This window comes from Streptomyces sp. NPDC045701 (assembly GCF_056432045.1).
On sequence record NZ_JBWKJV010000029.1, the window covers coordinates 27,459 to 44,501 of the forward strand.

Here is a 17,043-nt window from a genome sequence, read left to right on the forward strand (position 1 = left end):
GGGCAGTCGCCGACCGCAGTTTTCCCGCCCTGGCAGGGGGGGTGGAGGAAGAGGGGGGGGGGAGCAGGGACAGTGGGGGGTCCCCGGCCACGTCGCCCGGGCCCCTCCCGCTGTCCGTGTACGAGCGGGGCGGCGTGCGGGTCAGCCGACCCAGCAGCGCGTGACGGTGGAGTCGTCGACCTCGAAGTTGATCCGGCCCGCGACGAACTCCAGGGTGATGATCGAGCCGGGCGGCAGCGACCGCACCGTGGTCCAGCCGCGGGAGCGGGCGCGTCGTTCCGCCGCGGTTTCGTCGAGGCCGACGTACGAATCGGTGCTGTCGTCGGGCTGTGCGGGAGAGCTCGGAATCGGTGCCATGTCCTTCACCGTAGGGGGCGGCGCACAGTGACGGAAGCCGGGCGGGACACATCGCCCCACCATCCTCACGTACCTCCGCGGTCACGCTTGTGTCACAGGATCACGACATGTGTTCAGTAAGGCTTACTTCACTCCCGGGGGACTCCGGCACGCTTCCGCAGGACGTTACCGGGGGAATTCCCCAGGGCCGCGAGCCCGTTCGCCGACCGTCGCCGACATGAATTGCCGAGGCTCCGGAAAAGCGCTCGGCATATCGTCACGATAATCCCCGACCCGGGGCGCCTTCACGAGGTCGCCGCAGAATTCCCCCAGTACGCCGACATGTCACCCGCCCACCGCCGGCGCGCCGCCACCGGACGGTGCGGACCGGTCCAGCGCCCGCGAGAGACGGTCGCGGACCAGCCTCACGTGGTCCGCGAGCGCACGTGGCTCGACCACCTCGAACTCCAGCCCCATGAGCGCGACGTGGATCACCAGCACGTCCAGGCTCGCCGCGCCGGTGCGCAGCAGGCAGGTCGACTCCCCCTCCGCCTCCAGGACACCGTCCATGGGGCCGACGACCCGCGCCGCCTCGGCGGCCGGGACGTGCAGCCGGACGACCGCCTGCGCCGCGTACACCCTCCTGCCCACGCCCTCGGAGACGTAGGCCGCCAGGTCCTCCGCCGGGGGCGTTCGGGGCGGGAAACGCGGCCCGTGCGGCGGCTTGGGGACGATCCGGTCCGCCCGAAACGTCCGCCAGTCGGAGCGGTCCACGTCCCAGGCGACCAGGTACCAGCGGCGCTCGGTGCACACCAGGCGGTGCGGCTCGACCGTCCGGCGGGTGGCCGAACCGCCATGGTCGCGGTACTCGAAGCGCAGCCGCTCACCGTCCCGGCAGGCCGCCGCCAGCTCGGTGAGCACCGAGGGGTCCACCGGGGACTCCGCCGAGCGCAGCAGGGGCACCGTGAACGTGGTCAGCGCGCTGACCCGGCGCCGCAGCCGGTCGGGCAGCACCTGCTCCAGCTTGGCCAGCGCGCCCACCGAGGTCTCCCCCACGCCCTCGATGCCGCTGCCCGCCGCGGTGCGCAGCCCGACGGCGACCGCGACCGCCTCGTCGTCGTCCAGGAGCAGCGGCGGCAGCGCGGCGCCCGCGCCGAGCTGGTAGCCGCCGCCCGTGCCGGGGCTGGCGTGGACGGGGTAACCGAGCTCGCGCAGCCGGTCGACGTCACGCCGTACGGTGCGGGGCGTGACGCCCAGCCGCTGCGCGAGGTCGGCGCCGGACCATTCGCGGTGCGCCTGGAGCAGGGACAGCAGGCGCAGCAGTCGTGCCGAGGTCTCCAACATGGGGCGAGTCTGCCACCGCTCGCGGACAGGATCGGTCCTCGATCGCCTGCTCGATCAGGGGCTGAGTCGTACGCAGAGATCGTTGTCGGTCGTGTAGCAGGGCGCCGCCCGGTACCCCTCGCCCCGGTGCGCCGGGTAGACGAAGACGTTCTTCCGGTCCCAGACGTCGTCCAGGACCCGGGCGACCCGCACCGGCTCCGCTCCGGCGTCCGGCCGCAGCCACAGCTCCCACAGCTGCTCGGCGGCGATCGGCGGCTCGGCGAGCAGCTCGTACGGGACGGTGAAGGCGAAGGTTCCGCCCTCGCCGCCGGCCGGCACCCGGTGGACCTTCCCGCCCAGCCGCGTCTCGGCCACCGCACCGGCCGCGCAGCGCGCCCCGTACAGCGTCCCCTCGACCGTGCAGACGCCCTCGCCGAGGACGATGTCGCCCGCCTCGGCGTGCGGGCGCCGCACCCAGCTGCGCACGGCGAGCCGGCCGTCCGCCGTGGGGTACGGGATTCGGGCGGAGACCCCGTCCCGCTCGTCCGGGACCCGGTCGACGAGCGCCCGGAGGTCGCGGAGGCCCGGCTCGACCGGCCGGTCGCCGAGGTAGGCGTCCCAGCGGCCCTCGGCGAGCCGCACCGTGCCGGGCAGCACCGCCCGCAGGTGCCCCCCGCCCACCGGGGTGAGCGGCAGCCGGACCTCCTCCGACGGGTTGCCGGAACCACCGGAACCGGGACCGCCGCGCCGGCGCAGTACCAGTACCGGCTCGGCCGCGTCGACGACCGCTATGTCGAAGGTGATGCCTCCGGCGGAGTCCGCGACGCAGTCGGCGCGCGGCGGTGCGCCGGGCGCGGGGGCCGGGTCGGTGGCATCACTCATGCGGGCTTTCCCCTCCGGAGCACGTCGGCGGTTTTGTAGCGCGCGGAGTAGGCGGCGTCCAGGACCGCCCCTCGGGTGCGGTGCAGCGCGTCACGGACCCGGCCGCGCGAGCGCCCGCCGCCGCCGCGGGCGACGAGTTCGGCGAAGAGCGCCTCGTGGCGTTCGGCGATCCGGACCGGGTCGAAGCGCTGCGACGAGGCGAGCGCGGCCTGCCCGGTACGGCGCCTGAGGTCGTCGTCCTGGATGAGCGCGAGCAGCGCGTCGGCGATCGCGTCCACGTCACCGACCGGCACCAGCCGCCCGTCGACGCCGTCCTCGATGATCTCGCGCGGCCCGTGCGGGCAGTCGGTGGAGACCACCGGCAGGCCGCAGCGCATCGCCTCGACGATGGTCATGCCGAAGGATTCGAGGCGTGAGGTCACGGCGGCGACGGAGCCCTTGACCCACTCGGGCTCCAGCGGGTTGGCCGTGCCCATCAGGAACACGTGGTTGTGCAGCCCGCGCGCCTGGATCAGGGCGAGCAGCGCGTCGCGCTCGTTGCCGGTGGCGTCGCCGGAGCCGTAGATCCGCAGCCGCCAGTCGGGGCGGGCGGCGACCACCTTCGCGAAGGCCTCGACGAGCAGGTCGTATCGCTTGACACGGGTGAGCCGGCCGGCCGCGACGACCCACTTGGCGGTGGAGTCGGCGGGTTCGACGGCCGGGGCGGGGACGCTGTTGGGCACGGAGTCGATGCGTACGCCGGGCAGCTTCAGCCTGGTGCGGTACGAGCGGGCGTCGGCCTCGGTGACGGTGGTGATCGCGTCGAGCAGGGCGTAGCGGTGGCCGATCTCGCGGCGCAGCCGGTAGCCGTGGCTGTCCAGCGTCAGGTGCTCCTGCCCGACGCGGACGGGCCCGCGGCGGGCCTGGCGGGCGATGTGCACGTTGAGGCCGGGCCGGGTGCCGACGACGACGTCGGCCCGGAGGGCCTTCAGGTGGGCGGCGATCCGGTCGTCGGTGAGGCGGCTGTACTGCTTCCAGCGGCCGTCGCCGCGCGGGAAGACCCTGGCGGGCTTCTTGTAGTCGGGGTGCGCGCCGTCGTAGGTGGGGCTGTTCTTGCGCAGGTCGACCAGGTGCTTCATGGTCACGCCGGCGGGGGCGCCGAGGGTCGGTTCCTCGCGGTGGCGGAAGACGGACACGATCTCGACGTCGTGCCGCTCGGCCAGCGTCCGGGCGAGGTTGAACGTCGTGCGGATCGTGCCGCCGATGCCGTAGGCGTTGTGCAGCAGGAAAGAGATATGCATCGCGTCGCCGCGTCCCCCTGGTCCGGACGTGCCCGTGGTCCCGTCCGATGGTCCGGTCCCTGGTCGGTCTGATCGGTCTGGTCTGTCGTCAAAGGGCGACTGTACTTTGCTTCCGACGGCCCGGACGGTCAGGGCCGATACGGCAGCTGGGGCACGGTGGCGCAGTTGTCGTCCATGTCGCCGCCCTGGGTGACCCAGCCCCGGCCGTCCTGCCAGCGGGCCACGGACAGGCAGGTGTGCCGGGTCCTGGGGGGCTCGGGGAGCCGCTCGAAGCGGACGGGCAGCAGGAGACCGCCGGCGGTGTACGGCTCGGGGCGGTTGACGAACCGTTCGACGCACGCGCGGGTGAGTCCGGCCGGGGGGCAGGAGCGCGCGGCGTCCGTGAACCACCTGGCGGCGGCCCAGCCCTCCAGGGCCCACTGGGAGAGCGGCTTGCCCTTCATGGCCCGCCGGAACTCCCGTACGGCGGGGTGCGCCGTGTCGTCGTGGTTGCGGCTGGCGCCGGTCGCCCACAGGGAGTTGCGGCAGCGCGGGGCGCCCTTGTAGTCGCGGGGCACGTCCTGGTTCCAGTTCTGGACGTTGGTGACCTTGGCGGTGACGGTGGCGCCGACGGCGTCCATCGCCTCGCACAGCCGGGCGTTGCCCCGCGCGTCGAGGGCGTCGAAGACCACGTCGACGCCCTGTGCGCGGAGGTCGGCGGCGACTGCGCGGTAGTTGGGGAGGGCGAAGTCGACCTGCTCGGGGACGACCCGGTACCCCTCCGCCTTCAGGCCCTCGGTGACGAGCCGGGCGTAGGACGCGGACGCCGCCTGGTTGTAGGAGACGACGGCCGCCGTGCGGGCGCCGTGCTCCCGCCTGAACCAGCGGTACACCTCGGTGCCGCCGGTGAGCACGCCGTTCCAGCCGGGCTTCCCCCCGGTGCGCGGTGCGGAGCTGCCGTAGATCCCGTACAGGTGCGGGTAGGTGTCGTACGCCGGGCCGAGCGGCTGGCCGCCGATGTCGGGGACGCCGGCGCGGGAGACGCGTGCGGCGCCCGCGTAGTCGAGGGCGGTGGTGGCGACCAGGGCGAGGACCCGCCTGCCGTCGACGAGTTCACGCACGCACGCGTCGTTGCCGATGCCGCTGCCGCCGTCGTCGCAGGTGGTGACCTCCACGCGGCGTCCGCCGATGCCGCCCCGGGCGTTGAGTGCTCCGAAGAACGCCAGCGCCCCGTCGCGGGGCCCGGTGAGGGCGTCGCCGCCGATGGGGCTGGTGGCGCCGGTGATGATGCCGACGCGGACGGGCTCCCCGCCGCCGGTCGCCGGCGCGGGGGGCCGCGACGCGAAGTCGCTCTCGGGGAGGCGGCTGCCGCAGGCGGCGCTCAGCGCGAGGAGCGCCGCCAGCAGGAGGGTCTCAGCAGCCCGGTACGGCCGAGGCATCGGGGCTGAGCTCGACCAGGGCGCACAGCGTCTTCACGGACACCTTCCAGGTGTCCTGCTGGTGCACGGCGGTGCCCTTGGAGTCCGGCAGGGCGGGGTTGCCGGCGACCAGCAGGTCGTAGGTGACGTCGGCCCGGTCGGCGGCCGTGAAGGCGACGTCCTTGACCTTCACGGACGTCTGGGCCGCCTGGGGGCCGGCGGAGAGGGCCTGGAGCACGGGCCTCATCCGGTCTCCGTTCTCCAGCAGCGCGGCCTTCCGGTCGATCGGCGTCTTCGGGTCGAAGAAGGTGGTCCAGTTCTTGCGGATCTCCTGCCGGGCAGCGCCGGGGTCGGCGGGCTGGTTCTCTCCCCCGGTCACCGTCGCGGTGGGCGTCGGGGAGCTCCGCGGCTCGCTGCCGTCCCCGTCACCGCAGCCGGCCGCGACGGGTACCAGTGCCAGTACCGCGACAGCGGCCAGGGCCGCCGTGCGGGGGCGCTTGCGGGGGTTCTTGTGGACCATCTGGCTCACCGCCGGGTTCCGGGGTCTGTGCCTTGTTGGGCCTTCCTGGGCATAGTGCAAGGAATCGCCATACATCGCCAGCCGGAGGGTTCGGGATGCCGACGTCACGGGTGCTGTGGTGGGGCGGGATCGTGGCCGCCGCCACCGGCGCGGTGCTGTGCGTGCTGGGCTGGTACGGGGCGTCCGGCGAGCGTTTCGCGGAGCGGCAGGTCCCCTACCTGGCGTCGTGCACGGTGCCCGGCGCCGCGCTGCTGGTCGCCGGGGCGGTGCTGCTGGCCGGCGGGCCGCCCCCGCGGCCCCCGGGGCACGGGGCGGTGCGGGAGCCCGGCGACGAGGCGGACCGCCCCTCCTCCGGAGCCCCGCCGGTCCGGGTGCCGGGCGGCACGCTGGCGCACCGCCCGGACTGCCCGCTGGTGGCGGGCAAGGCGGACGCGGTGCCGGTCGGGGACGCGGCGCTGGACCCGTGCCCGGTGTGCGAGCCGGAGGGCTGACGCCCCGGTGTCCTCGCTGACGTACGAACTGCTGCTGGCGGGGCTGGCGGTGGGCAGCGCGGCGGCCCTGACCGGGATCGGGCTGATCGTCACCTATCGCGCGACGGGCGTGCTGAACCTCGCGCACGGCGCGATCGCCATGGTCTGCGCGTACGTGCTGCGTGACCTGGTGGTGGAGTCGGGCTGGCCGCTGCCGCTCGCCGCGTGCCTGACCCTGCTGGTGGTGGCGCCCGGCATCGGGCTGGTGCTGGAGCGGGCGGTGTTCCGGCCGGCGGCGGTGCTGGGCCCGGACCCGGCCAGGACCCTGGTGGCGTCGATCGGGGTGTTCGTGCTCCTCGTCGGCGGCGCGGCCCTGGTGTGGGGCGGCGGGGCGCGGGCGGACGCGCCGGTGCTGCTGGGCGACGACCCGTGGGCGCAGCCGGCGACGGTGCTGCTGGTGGGCGGCGCGGTCGGGGCGGTGACCCGGTGGACACGGCTGGGGCGCGAGCTGCGGGCGGTGGTGGACAACCGGGAGCTGGCGGTGCTGAGCGGGATCGCCGCGGACCGGGTGTCGGCGGCGGGCTGGGCGTTCGGGTCGTTCACGGCGGGGCTGACGGGCGTGCTGCTGGCGCCGTACGTCCGGCTCGACCCGTACGGGCTTCCGCTGCTGGTCGTCGAGGTGATCGCGGTGGCGGTGGCCGCCCGGATGCGGAGCCTGCCGGCGGCGGTGACGACGGCGCTGGCCATCGGCCTCGCCCAGGCCCAGCTGACCCGCTTCCACCCGGAGGGCTGGGCGGGGCCGCTGGTCCAGGCGGTCGCCACCAACCTGTTCGTCGTCGCCCTGCTGGTCGCCGCGCTGGTGCTGCCGGGGGTGGGGGCGCGGGACGCCGTGCCGCGCACCTCCCCGGCGGGGGCGCGCGTCCCGGCGTGGCTGTGGGTGGCCGCGGGGGTGCTGTATCTGCTGCCCCTCGGCTTCGCCGGGAGCGACCTGCGGACGGCGGTCCAGGTGCCGGCGCTGGCGGTGGTTCTGCTGTCCCTGGTCGTGGTCACCGGCCGGGGCGGTCAGATCTCGCTGGGCCAGGCGGCGTACGCCGGTCTTGGCGCGCTGTTCACGGCGCTGCTGGCGGCCGGCCGCTTCCCGGGCCTGCCGGCCCTGGCGGAGCCGGCCGCGCTGCTGGTGGCCGTGGTGCTGGTCGCCCCGCTGGGCCTGCTCACCGGCGGGCCGGCGATCCGCCGCCACGGCCTGGCCCTGGCGCTGGTGACGCTGGCGGTGGGGGTGGCGGTGAGCCGGTTCGTCTTCGCGCAGCCGTACGCGACGGCGGGGCTGACGCTGTCGCGTCCGGCCGGCCTGGCACCGGACCGCGCGTACTACGCGGTGGAGCTCGCCGTGCTGGCGTGCGCCCTCCTGCTGGTCGCCGCCCTGCGCCGGGGCCGTACGGGCAGGGCGCTGGCCGCGCTGCGCGACCACGAGGCGGGCGCGCAGGCGGCGGGCGTACGGGTCCCGGCCCTGAAGGTCATGGCCTTCGTGGCGGGCGCCGCCCTGGCAGCGCTGGGCGGCGGCCTGCTCGGCATGGGCGTCCAGGCCTTCGACCCGGCGGCGTACGACCCGGTGCGCGGCCTGCTGTGGTTCGCCGCCGTCCTGGTGCTGGGCGCCGACAGCCTGCTGTCGCCGCTGGCCGCCGCGGCCCTGCTGGTCGGCCTCGACGCGGGTGCCCGGGGTGGCGCGGCGGCGGCCGTGATCGGGCTGCTGGCCGCGTTCACGGCTCGTGTCCCCCCGCCGGCGTCCCTCCTGCCGGGCGCGGCCCGGCGCCCGCACGGCACGCGTCAGCCGGGCGCGCCCGGCCACCCGGCCGGCACCGGCGCCCGCCTCTCCGAGGGCCCGGCGCTCCGCCGCCGGCCGCCGGTCCGCCCCGCGCGTCCCCCGGCGCGGCGGCCCGCCGCGCCCGCCCCCGTCCGCGGGCTGGAGGCCCACGGCCTGACCCTGCGCTACGCCGGGTTCACCGCACTCGACCGTGTGGACCTCCTCGTGGCGCCGGGCAGGGTCACCGCGCTGGTCGGGCCCAACGGGGCCGGCAAGAGCAGCCTGTTCCACTGCCTGGCCGGCACCGCCCGCCCCACCGCCGGCCGGGTCCGCCTGGACGGCACCGACATCACCGCCCGCCCGGCGCATGCCCGCACCCGGCTCGGCATCGCCCGCACGTTCCAGGAGCTGGCCGTGTTCCCGTCGCTCAGCGTCGAGGAGAACGTCCGCGTCGGCGGGGAGCAGGGCCGCGTGCGCGACGATCCGTACGCCGTCGAGCGCGCCCTGCGCCTCCTGGGGCTGACCGCGGCCCGCCACCTGCCCGCCGGCGGGCTGTCCACGGGCGCCCTGCGCCGCGTCGAGGTGGCCCGCGCCCTGGCGGGGCAGCCGCACACGCTGCTGCTCGACGAACCGGCCGCCGGGCTGGACGCGACCGAGGCCGCGGCGCTCGCCCGGGTGCTCAAGGCCCTCGCGGCGGACGGGACCGCCGTGCTGGTCGTCGAGCACGACCTGGACCTGGTCGCCGGCGTCGCGGACACCGTGCACGTCATGGAGGCGGGGCGGATCGTGCCATGAGCGTCGAGATCGCGCTGCGCTCCGCCCGCGTCCGCTACGGCCCCCTGGAGGCCCTCCACGGCGTCGACCTCCCCGTCCCGGCGGCCGCCGTCACGGTGCTGCTGGGCCGCAACGGATCGGGGCGTACGACCGTGCTGCGCGCCCTCGCCGGCACGGTGCCGCTGAGCGCCGGGCGGGTCGTGTGGCGGGGCGCCGACGTGACCCGGCTGCCCGCCCACCACCGGGCGCGCCGCGGCCTGTGCTTCGTACCGGACCGTCGCGCGCTGTACGCCACGCTCACGGTCGCCGAGAACCTCGCGCTAGGCGCCCGGGGCCGGGATCCCGCGCCCGCCCTGGACGCCTACCCCGAGCTCCGCCCGCTGCTCGCCCGGCCCGCCGGCACGCTCTCCGGCGGCGAGCAGCGGATGCTCGCCCTCTCCCGCGCGCTGCTCGCGCCCGCGCGGGTCGTCCTCGTCGACGAGCCGGGCCTCGGCATGTCACCGGCCGTCGCGGCCCGTACCCACCGCCTGCTGCGCGGCCTGGCCGACCGGCACGGCACGGCGGTGGTGGTGGCCGAGCAGCGCCCGCCGGCGGATCTGCCCGGCGGGTCGCCGGTCCACGAACTGCGGCGCGGGACCGTGTCCTTCAGCGGTGAGCTGGCCGAGTTCACTTTCCGAGCGGCGGAGGAACGGCGGCCGCCTTCGGAGCGGGCTTGAGGCCGGGGAGGGTGAGCATCATGCCCGGCCGGATCCGGTTCGGGTCGCTCCCCACGACCTTCCCGTTGGCCTTGTACAGCGCCTTCCAGCCGCCGGGCACCTTGAAGCGCCGCGCCACGTGGGTCAGGGTGTCGTCCGGCTGGACGGTGTGGGCGCGGCCGGAGAGCCCGTACTTCTTGGAGCAGACGGGCCAGGCGTTCCACCCGTGCCAGCGCAGCACCTCCTCGGCGACCGCGATCTGCTGCGGCCTGGTCGCCAGGTCGGCGCGGCGGGCGTGGGCGAGACCGCCGTACGTCTCCCAGGTGGACTGCTTGAACTGCAGCCCGCCGTAGAAACCGTTGCCGGTGTCGAGGTGCCAGCGGCCGCCGCTCTCGCAGTCCGCGACGCAGCCCCAGGGCCACTGGTCGCGGGCGCAGTCGGCGGCGGACACGGGCCGGGCCCCGGGCCCGGGTGCGGGCGGGGGCGGGTGGGAGCCGGGCCCGGCCGGCGCCGCGACCGCGCCCGTCGTTCCCCAGGCGAGCAGCAGCACGGCGGGCAGTGCGCCCGGCCACAAACGGATCTTCGGCATCGGCCCACGCTAGACGGGGCGACCGCGCCCGGTGGCGCCGCCGCGCGGTGCGGCGGCCCGGCCCCACCCGGTCGGCCGACGCACCGAGGCGCGGCCGACCCGTGACTCCGGCCGCAGATCACCCGTTGAACCCTTCATGAGACGAGCCGGGAACCGCCCGGCTTCGCACGCAACGAGTCCGAGGAGCCACCCGTGCCCCGCATGCTCGACGTCAGCGAGGACGTACGCGCCGAGATCGGCGACGAAGAAGCCGACCGGCTGCTCGCCGGCGAGAACGCCCCGGGCAGCTACGACTGCACCTCCTGCCGCACCCCGGGCGACTCCGAGCAGGAGCGCACCAGCACCGTCCTGTTCGTGGGCGAGGAGACCGCCGTCCTCGCCTTCGCCCACGCCACCTGCATCCCCTCCCAGGTCGTCAAGGTCGCCGAGGAGCAGCTCCAGGGCGCCGTCCGGTCGATCACCGGCGCGGAGGGGCAGGCGGCGGCCCCCGCCGCGCCCGCGCCGGCCGGCGACCAGGCCGTCCTGGGCGTCACCAGCGGTCTGGTGCTGATCGACAACGAACTGCACCCGGCTCTCGTGGTCGAGCCGACCGCGCCCATCGCACGTCCCGGGTCGGCCGGCGTCAGCGACGAGTTCCTGCCGCTGCTCATCGAGCAGGGCTTCCTGCCGGTGGGCGACGTCAACCAGAAGCCCAGCCCGATCGCCGGCTGGTCGGTGCTGCTCGCCATGGGCCAGCTGCACGCCATCCTCCAGCCGGGCACGGGCGGTGGCAGCCCGGTCGCCTGGTGGCAGGCCCACCAGCCGCTCCAGGTCACCGAGGGCTGGCGGGCGGCGGCGAACAGGTCGCACACGGTGCTGGTCTTCGCGGCCCCGGTCGGTTCCATCGGCCAGCAGCCGCGTGAGGACCTGCTGCGCGACGCGCTGGAGAAGGCGGCGGCGAACGGCCGGCTGGTCGCGGCGGCGATGCCGCTGGCCGGTACCTGATGCACCCGGGGGCGACGGGGGGCCGGACCGCGGAGGGCCCGGCCGCACGCCCCGGCACGCGGAGCGGGTACGCGCCGCCCTCGCCGCGCCCGGCGTTTTCCGCACCGGGGCCGCATCCGAAGGGCGGTGAGGTCGTTGGCTCATACGTGCACGCATACGAGTCTTCCCGCCAGCCGTACCAGCAGATTCCCGCCATGCGGTCCACGCAGGACGGACTGTCCGCCCCGTCGGCCACGCCGATCTACGACGCGCTGTACTCCGAGTACCTGAGGTCGTTCAGGACCCTGCCCGGCGACCGCAGCGGCGAGGAGGACCTGGGGTTCACGTCGTTCGGTTCGTCCGGGCCGGGCGGTGGCGCGGGGTCGTACCAGACACACCACGGCGGTTACACCAGCGGCTGGCAGCCGGTCCAGTCGATGCGCCGGGCCACCGGCCACCACCACGTACCGGCGGCGCTGCCACCGGCGCCCCGCAGGGGGCTGTGACCCGGCGGCGGACATGACGGCGGGGCCGGAGCGCATCGTTCGCTCCGGCCCCGCCGTCGTCATGCGCCCGGTGGGCGCGTGCGCGTCACTTCTTGCGGCCGCGCTTCTCGCGCACCCGCACCGAGATGTGGATCGGGGTGCCCTCGAAACCAAACTCCTCGCGCAGCCGGCGCTCGACGAACCGGCGGTAGCCGTGCTCCAGGAAGCCCGAGGCGAACAGCACGAACCGCGGCGGCTTGGTCCCCGCCTGGGTGCCGAAGAGGATGCGGGGCTGCTTGCCGCCCCGGATGGGGTGCGGGTGGGCCGCGACCAGTTCGCCGAGGAAGGCGTTCAGCCGTCCGGTCGGGACGCGGGTCTCCCAGCCGGCCAGCGCCGTCTCGATCGCCGGGACGAGCCGGTCCATGTGGCGGCCGGTGACGGCCGAGACGTTGACGCGCGGCGCCCAGGCGACCTGCTGCATCTCCGTCTCGATCTCGCGCTCCAGGTAGTAGCGGCGCTCCTCGTCGAGCTCGTCCCACTTGTTGTACGCGATGACGAGGGCGCGGCCCGCCTCGACGGCCATGGTGATGATGCGCTGGTCCTGGACCGAGATGGAGTCCGTCGTGTCGATGAGGACGACGGCCACCTCCGCCTTCTCGACGGCGGCGGCGGTACGCAGCGAGGCGTAGTAGTCCGCGCCCTCCTGGAGGTGGACCTTCTTGCGGATACCGGCGGTGTCGACGAACTTCCAGGTCGTACCGCCCAGTTCGATCAGCTCGTCGACCGGGTCGCGGGTGGTGCCGGCCATCTCGTTGACGACGACCCGCTCCTCGCCCGCGATCTTGTTGAGCAGGGACGACTTGCCGACGTTCGGGCGGCCGATGAGCGCGATGCGGCGCGGGCCGCCGACCGCGGTGCCGAAGGTCTGCTCCGGGGCCTCGGGGAGGGCCTTCAAGACCTCGTCGAGGAGGTCGCCGGTGCCGCGGCCGTGGAGGGCGGAGACGGGGAACGGCTCGCCCAGGCCCAGCGACCAGAGCATGGAGGCGTCGGCCTCGCCGGAGGGGCCGTCGACCTTGTTGGCGGCGAGGACGACGGGCTTCCCGGCGCGGCGCAGCAGCTTGACGACGGCCTCGTCGGTGTCGGTGGCGCCCACGGTGGCGTCGACGACGAAGACGACCGCGTCGGCGGCCTCGATGGCGAACTCGGCCTGGGCGGCGACGGAGGCGTCGATGCCGAGGACGTCCTGCTCCCAGCCACCGGTGTCGACGACCTTGAAGCGGCGGCCGGCCCACTCCGCCTCGTAGGTGACGCGGTCCCGGGTGACGCCGGGCTTGTCCTCGACGACGGCCTCACGACGGCCGATGATGCGGTTCACCAGGGTCGACTTGCCGACGTTCGGCCGGCCGACGACGGCGAGGACGGGGAGCGGGCCGTGCCCGGCCTCCTCGATCGCGCCCTCGACGTCCTCCACGTCGAAGCCCTCTTCGGCGGCGAGCTCCATGAACTCCGTGTACTCGGTGTCGCCGAGTGCCCCGTGGTCGTGCTGGTCGTTCATGAAGTCCGTTCCTCGTTCATCATCGTCATCGGCGGATCGAGTGATCCGCTACTCAAGACTCAGTCTCGCTCAGCGCCCGGTGAGGCGCCTGGCGTTTTCCAGGTGGGCGGTGAGCTTCTCCTGGATGCGTACGGTGGCGTCGTCCAGCGCCTCGCGGGTGCGGCGGCCGGAGCCGTCGCCCGCCTCGAAGGCGTCGCCGAAGACGACGTCGACGCCGCTGCGCAGCGGGGGCAGTGCTTTTATCAACCGTCCGCGGCGGTCGGTGCTTCCCAGGACGGCGACCGGGACGATCGGGGCGCCGCCGCGCAGGGCGAAGTACGCGAGGCCCGCCCGCAGGGAGGCGAAGTCGCCCGTGCCGCGGGTGCCCTCCGGGAAGATACCGAGGACGCCGCCGCCCGCGAGCACGTTCAGGGCGGCGGTGATGGCGGTGCGGTCGGGTGCGCCGCGGTCCACCTTCAGCTGGCCGATGCCTTCCAGGAAGGGGCCGAGAGGCCCCTTGAAGGCTTCCTTCTTGATCAGGAAGTGCACGGGCCGGGGCGCGGTGCCCATCAGCATGGGGCCGTCGAGGTTGTGCGCGTGGTTGACGGCGAAGATCACGGGCCCGGAGGCCGGGACCCGCCAGGCGCCGAGGACGCGCGGCTTCCACAGCCCGTACATCAGCCCGATGCCGATGCCCCGGCCGACGGCGGCGCCCTGGGGGGATGGGGTCACTCGGCGGCCCGCTTCTCCTCGACGAGCGTGACGACGCACTCGATGACCTGCTGGAGGGTGAGCTCGGTGGTGTCGACCTCGACGGCGTCGTCCGCCTTGGCGAGCGGCGACGTCTTGCGGCTGGAGTCGGCCGCGTCCCGCTTGATCAGTGCCTCGCGGGTGGCGTGGACGTCGGCGCCCTTGAGCTCGCCGGAGCGGCGGGCGGCACGGGCCTCGGGCGACGCGGTGAGGAAGATCTTGAGGTCGGCGTCCGGCAGGACGGTGGTGCCGATGTCCCGCCCCTCGACGACGATGCCCTGCTCGGCGCCCGCGGCGATGGACCGCTGCAGCTCGGTGATCCGCTCGCGCACCTCAGGGACGGCGCTGACGGCGCTGACCTTGGAGGTGACGTCCTGCGTGCGGATGGGTCCGGAGGCGTCCACCCCGTCGACGGTGATCGTCGGGTGGGACGGGTCGGTCCCGGAGACGATGGTGGGCTTCCCGGCGGCGGAGGCCACGGCGTCGGCGTCGTCGACGTCCACCCCGTTGGTGATCATCCACCAGGTGATCGCCCGGTACTGGGCGCCGGTGTCCAGGTAGCTGAGCCCCAGCTTGGCGGCGACCGCCTTGGAGGTGCTCGACTTGCCCGTGCCGGAGGGCCCGTCGATGGCGACGATCACGGATTCCACGGTGTCGGACACCTTCCTGGTACGGGGGAGAGGGCCGGCCGGTTGCCGAGGGGCCCTGCACAAGGTTACCGACTGCTGCCGCCACCCCTTGCACCCATTCGGGCTACACCCCCGGCCCGGCCGCCCCGCGGGCCCCCCGCGCCCCTACTGGCGCAGCGCCCAGCCCCGCTCCCGCAGGGCGGCGGCCAGCACCGGGGCGGAGGCGGGCTCCACCATCAGCTGGACGAGACCCGCCTGCTGGCCCGTCGCGTGCTCGATGCGGACGTCCTCGACGTTGACGCCCGCCCGGCTCGCGTCGGCGAAGATGCGGGCGAGCTCACCGGGCTGGTCGCTGAGGAGGACGGCGACCGTCTCGTAGGCGACCGGGCCGCCGCCGTGCTTGCCGGGGACGCGGGCGCGGCCGGCGTTGCCCCGGCGCAGGACGTCCTCGACGCCGGTGGCGCCGTCGCGGCGCTCGTCCTCGTCGGCGGACTGCAGCGCCCGCAGCGCCCGGACCGTCTCGTCGAGGTCGGCGGCCACCCCGGCGAGGACGTCCGCGACGGGACCGGGGTTCGCCGACAGGATCTCGATCCACATGCGGGGGTCGGAGGCCGCGATGCGGGTCACGTCGCGGATGCCCTGCCCGCACAGCCGTACCGCCGTCTCGTCGGCGTCCGCGAGCCGCGCGGCGACCATCGACGACACCAGCTGCGGGGTGTGCGACACCAGCGCGACCGCCCGGTCGTGCGTGTCCGCGTCCATGACGACCGGGACGGCCCGGCACAGGGCGACCAGCTCCAGGGCGAGGTTCAGCACCTCGGTGTCGGTGTCCCGGGTGGGGGTCAGCACCCACGGGCGGCCCTCGAACAGGTCGGCCGTCGCGGCCAGCGGACCCGAGCGCTCCTTGCCGGACATCGGGTGCGTACCGATGTACGCGGAGAGGTCCAGGCCCATCGCCTCCAGTTCCCGCTTGGGCCCGCCCTTGACGCTGGCGACGTCCAGGTAGCCGCGGGCGATCCCGCCGCGCATGGCGTCGGCGAGGGTGGCGGCGACGTACGCGGGCGGTACGGCGACGATGGCGAGGTCGACGGGGCCCTCGGGCGGCTCCTCGGTGCCGGCCCCGCGCGCGGCGGCGGTGCGGGCCCGGTCCGGGTCGTGGTCGACGAGGTGGACGCCGATGCCACGCCCGGCCAGCGCCAGGGCTGCCGAGGTGCCGATCAGTCCGGTTCCGATGACGACGGCGGTTCTCACTGGGCGATGTCCTTGCGGAGGGCGGCCGCGGCGCCGAGGTAGACGTGCGCGACGGCGGACTTGGGAAGGCCGGTCTCGACGTGGGCGAGCAGGCGCACGACGCGGGGCATCGCGCCGGCGACGTCGAGCTCCTGCGCGCAGATCAGGGGTACGTCCACGATGCCCAGCTCGCGCACCGCCGCGGCGGGGAAGTCGCTGTGCAGGTCCGGCGTGGCGGTGAACCAGAGGCTGATGAGGTCGTCGGCAACGAGGTCGTTGCGTTCCAGTACGGCGGTGAGCAGCTCGCCCACCCGGTCCCGCATGTGCCCGGCGTCGTCCCGCTCCAGCTGGACGGCCCCTCGGACCGCTCGTACCGCCACGTCCCGCTCCTTCGCCTGGTGCCTCTGTGCTGTCGTTCAGCCTAGTCAGCCCGGCCGCCGGCGCCCGATCCGTCCGGCATGCAGAACGGTGGGGCGGTCCCTCCGGGTGCAGACTGTGGGCATGCTGCTTCACATCGCACCGGCCGCCGAGTGGGCCGGTCCGGAGGTTCCTCACCGTCCCGCGTCCCTGGCCTCGGAGGGGTTCGTGCACTGCTCCCCCGACGAGGAGACGGCACTGGCCGTGGCCGGCGCCCACTACCGGGACGTGCCCGGGCCGCTGCTGCTGCTGGACCTCGACGAGGCGCGGCTCACCGCGGAGGTCCGCTGGGAGCCCTCGGGCGGCCGGCTGTTCCCGCATGTGTACGGTCCGCTCGACCCCGCCGCCGTCACGGGCGTGCGGGAGGTCCGCCGGGATGCGGCCGGCCGTGTCACAGGGCTCGCCCCCTGGGCGTAACCGGCAGCGCGGTGACTTCGGCCCGAGGGCGTACGGCGCCAGGATGCCGCTCATGAACCCAGTCCCCGCCTCCCGCCGTACCGTGCTCGGAGCCGCCGCCACCGTCGCCCTGGCGGCCGGCTGCGGCGACGGCTCGGGCGACGCCCCACCGGCCACCACCGCTCCCATGACGCCGGCCGGTTCCGCGACCGGCCCCGCGTCCTCCCCCGCCGTCCCACCGGATTCCGCGTCGGCTTCCGCGTCCGCGCCCGAGGCCGGAGAACTGGCCAGGACGTCGGACATCCCGTCCGGCGGCGGTGCGGTCCTCAAGGACCGGAAGGTCGTCGTGACGCAGCCGCGGGAGGGCGAGTTCAAGGCCTTCTCCGCGGTCTGCACCCACCAGGGCTGCGTCGTCGCCACCGTGGAGGACGGCACGATCAACTGCGCCTGCCACGGCAGCCGCTTCCGCATCGCGGACGGCTCGGTGGCGCGCGGCCCGGCGACCCGGCCGTTGCCCGCCGAGCGGATCACCGTGGCGGGAGGCACCATCCGCCTGGCATAGGGTCTGGCGC

19 protein-coding genes are annotated in these 17,043 nt (G+C 75.0%); 7 read left to right on the top strand and 12 right to left on the bottom strand.

From position 1 onward, the window contains the following. Positions 1–141: 141 nt before the first annotated feature. From AC07DW_RS25125 to AC07DW_RS25150, 6 genes are all read right to left on the bottom strand, one after another. Complete coding sequence (locus AC07DW_RS25125; protein ID WP_478859939.1) at positions 142–357, bottom strand: I78 family peptidase inhibitor; 216 nt, start codon at positions 355–357, stop codon at positions 142–144. A gap of 324 nt (positions 358–681) precedes the next feature. Continuing rightward, positions 682–1,680 (bottom strand): helix-turn-helix transcriptional regulator, encoded by a 999-nt coding sequence (locus AC07DW_RS25130; RefSeq protein WP_478859940.1) that lies wholly within the window; start codon positions 1,678–1,680, stop codon positions 682–684. Between the two features lie 54 nt (positions 1,681–1,734). After that, on the bottom strand, positions 1,735–2,541 hold the full coding sequence (locus tag AC07DW_RS25135; RefSeq protein WP_478859941.1) for a hypothetical protein: 807 nt from the start codon (positions 2,539–2,541) through the stop codon (positions 1,735–1,737). Continuing rightward, positions 2,538–3,821, bottom strand: coding sequence for a glycosyltransferase family 4 protein (locus AC07DW_RS25140; protein ID WP_478859942.1), 1,284 nt, complete (start codon positions 3,819–3,821; stop codon positions 2,538–2,540). Before AC07DW_RS25140 ends, AC07DW_RS25135 begins: the two co-directional genes overlap by 4 nt. A 128-nt stretch (positions 3,822–3,949) precedes the next feature. Continuing rightward, positions 3,950–5,239: an ABC transporter substrate-binding protein gene (locus AC07DW_RS25145; RefSeq protein WP_478859943.1), complete on the bottom strand. Its 1,290-nt coding sequence runs from the start codon at positions 5,237–5,239 to the stop codon at positions 3,950–3,952. After that, positions 5,214–5,738, bottom strand: coding sequence for an MTB12 C-terminal domain-containing protein (locus AC07DW_RS25150; RefSeq protein WP_478859981.1), 525 nt, complete (start codon positions 5,736–5,738; stop codon positions 5,214–5,216). Before AC07DW_RS25150 ends, AC07DW_RS25145 begins: the two co-directional genes overlap by 26 nt. 95 nt (positions 5,739–5,833) lie before the next feature. Here AC07DW_RS25150 and AC07DW_RS25155 point away from each other — a divergent pair, with 95 nt between their 5' ends. Genes AC07DW_RS25155 through AC07DW_RS25165 form a run of 3 tightly spaced genes read left to right on the top strand, consistent with a single transcriptional unit; the run spans position 5,834 to position 9,499 of the window. Next, positions 5,834–6,229, top strand: coding sequence for a hypothetical protein (locus tag AC07DW_RS25155; protein ID WP_478859944.1), 396 nt, complete (start codon positions 5,834–5,836; stop codon positions 6,227–6,229). Positions 6,230–6,236: 7 nt separating this feature from the next. Then, complete coding sequence (locus tag AC07DW_RS25160; protein WP_478859945.1) at positions 6,237–8,804, top strand: ABC transporter permease subunit; 2,568 nt, start codon at positions 6,237–6,239, stop codon at positions 8,802–8,804. Beyond that, positions 8,801–9,499 carry an ABC transporter ATP-binding protein gene (locus AC07DW_RS25165; RefSeq protein ID WP_478859946.1) on the top strand — a complete coding sequence of 233 codons (699 nt, stop codon included), beginning with the start codon at positions 8,801–8,803 and terminating at the stop codon, positions 9,497–9,499. Before AC07DW_RS25160 ends, AC07DW_RS25165 begins: the two co-directional genes overlap by 4 nt. Here AC07DW_RS25165 and AC07DW_RS25170 read toward each other — a convergent pair. After that, positions 9,450–10,067 (bottom strand): LysM peptidoglycan-binding domain-containing protein, encoded by a 618-nt coding sequence (locus AC07DW_RS25170; RefSeq protein ID WP_478859947.1) that lies wholly within the window; start codon positions 10,065–10,067, stop codon positions 9,450–9,452. The two genes, AC07DW_RS25165 and AC07DW_RS25170, sit on opposite strands and share 50 nt — an antisense overlap. Before the next feature lie 192 nt (positions 10,068–10,259). Here AC07DW_RS25170 and AC07DW_RS25175 point away from each other — a divergent pair, with 192 nt between their 5' ends. Both AC07DW_RS25175 and AC07DW_RS25180 read left to right on the top strand, forming a co-directional pair. Then, positions 10,260–11,051 carry a hypothetical protein gene (locus tag AC07DW_RS25175; protein WP_478859948.1) on the top strand — a complete coding sequence of 264 codons (792 nt, stop codon included), beginning with the start codon at positions 10,260–10,262 and terminating at the stop codon, positions 11,049–11,051. Positions 11,052–11,245: 194 nt separating this feature from the next. Next, positions 11,246–11,536: a hypothetical protein gene (locus tag AC07DW_RS25180; protein WP_478859949.1), complete on the top strand. Its 291-nt coding sequence runs from the start codon at positions 11,246–11,248 to the stop codon at positions 11,534–11,536. An 85-nt stretch (positions 11,537–11,621) separates the two neighbouring features. On the opposite strand, the gene der is transcribed toward AC07DW_RS25180, so the two are convergent. The 5 genes from der to aroH form a co-directional block, all read right to left on the bottom strand. Then, entirely contained in the window at positions 11,622–13,070 is a 1,449-nt protein-coding gene (gene der / locus AC07DW_RS25185; RefSeq protein ID WP_478859950.1) for a ribosome biogenesis GTPase Der, read from the bottom strand. 69 nt (positions 13,071–13,139) lie between these two features. Further along, positions 13,140–13,820, bottom strand: coding sequence for a lysophospholipid acyltransferase family protein (locus tag AC07DW_RS25190; protein ID WP_478859951.1), 681 nt, complete (start codon positions 13,818–13,820; stop codon positions 13,140–13,142). Continuing rightward, positions 13,778–14,440 carry a (d)CMP kinase gene (cmk, locus tag AC07DW_RS25195; RefSeq protein ID WP_478859982.1) on the bottom strand — a complete coding sequence of 221 codons (663 nt, stop codon included), beginning with the start codon at positions 14,438–14,440 and terminating at the stop codon, positions 13,778–13,780. The genes AC07DW_RS25190 and cmk overlap by 43 nt, the downstream gene beginning before the upstream one ends. Positions 14,441–14,593: 153 nt before the next feature. Beyond that, positions 14,594–15,679 carry a prephenate dehydrogenase gene (locus AC07DW_RS25200; protein WP_478859952.1) on the bottom strand — a complete coding sequence of 362 codons (1,086 nt, stop codon included), beginning with the start codon at positions 15,677–15,679 and terminating at the stop codon, positions 14,594–14,596. After that, positions 15,676–16,038, bottom strand: coding sequence for a chorismate mutase (aroH, locus tag AC07DW_RS25205; RefSeq protein ID WP_478859953.1), 363 nt, complete (start codon positions 16,036–16,038; stop codon positions 15,676–15,678). The genes AC07DW_RS25200 and aroH overlap by 4 nt, the downstream gene beginning before the upstream one ends. 121 nt (positions 16,039–16,159) lie before the next feature. On the opposite strand from aroH, the gene AC07DW_RS25210 reads away from it, so the two are divergent. After that, positions 16,160–16,492 (top strand): DUF952 domain-containing protein, encoded by a 333-nt coding sequence (locus AC07DW_RS25210; RefSeq protein WP_478859954.1) that lies wholly within the window; start codon positions 16,160–16,162, stop codon positions 16,490–16,492. A gap of 52 nt (positions 16,493–16,544) precedes the next feature. Then, positions 16,545–17,033: a Rieske (2Fe-2S) protein gene (locus tag AC07DW_RS25215; RefSeq protein ID WP_478859955.1), complete on the top strand. Its 489-nt coding sequence runs from the start codon at positions 16,545–16,547 to the stop codon at positions 17,031–17,033. Positions 17,034–17,043 lie beyond the last annotated feature (10 nt).

Coding starts and splice junctions, on each gene's coding strand:
- der (WP_478859950.1), bottom strand. CDS start 13,070: ATGAACGACCAGCACGACCACGGGGCACTCGGCGACACCGAGTACACG.
- AC07DW_RS25170 (WP_478859947.1), bottom strand. CDS start 10,067: ATGCCGAAGATCCGTTTGTGGCCGGGCGCACTGCCCGCCGTGCTGCTG.
- AC07DW_RS25140 (WP_478859942.1), bottom strand. CDS start 3,821: ATGCATATCTCTTTCCTGCTGCACAACGCCTACGGCATCGGCGGCACG.
- AC07DW_RS25165 (WP_478859946.1), top strand. CDS start 8,801: ATGAGCGTCGAGATCGCGCTGCGCTCCGCCCGCGTCCGCTACGGCCCC.
- AC07DW_RS25145 (WP_478859943.1), bottom strand. CDS start 5,239: ATGCCTCGGCCGTACCGGGCTGCTGAGACCCTCCTGCTGGCGGCGCTC.
- AC07DW_RS25125 (WP_478859939.1), bottom strand. CDS start 357: ATGGCACCGATTCCGAGCTCTCCCGCACAGCCCGACGACAGCACCGAT.
- AC07DW_RS25210 (WP_478859954.1), top strand. CDS start 16,160: ATGCTGCTTCACATCGCACCGGCCGCCGAGTGGGCCGGTCCGGAGGTT.
- AC07DW_RS25155 (WP_478859944.1), top strand. CDS start 5,834: ATGCCGACGTCACGGGTGCTGTGGTGGGGCGGGATCGTGGCCGCCGCC.
- AC07DW_RS25180 (WP_478859949.1), top strand. CDS start 11,246: ATGCGGTCCACGCAGGACGGACTGTCCGCCCCGTCGGCCACGCCGATC.
- AC07DW_RS25215 (WP_478859955.1), top strand. CDS start 16,545: ATGAACCCAGTCCCCGCCTCCCGCCGTACCGTGCTCGGAGCCGCCGCC.
- AC07DW_RS25135 (WP_478859941.1), bottom strand. CDS start 2,541: ATGAGTGATGCCACCGACCCGGCCCCCGCGCCCGGCGCACCGCCGCGC.
- AC07DW_RS25150 (WP_478859981.1), bottom strand. CDS start 5,738: ATGGTCCACAAGAACCCCCGCAAGCGCCCCCGCACGGCGGCCCTGGCC.
- AC07DW_RS25130 (WP_478859940.1), bottom strand. CDS start 1,680: ATGTTGGAGACCTCGGCACGACTGCTGCGCCTGCTGTCCCTGCTCCAG.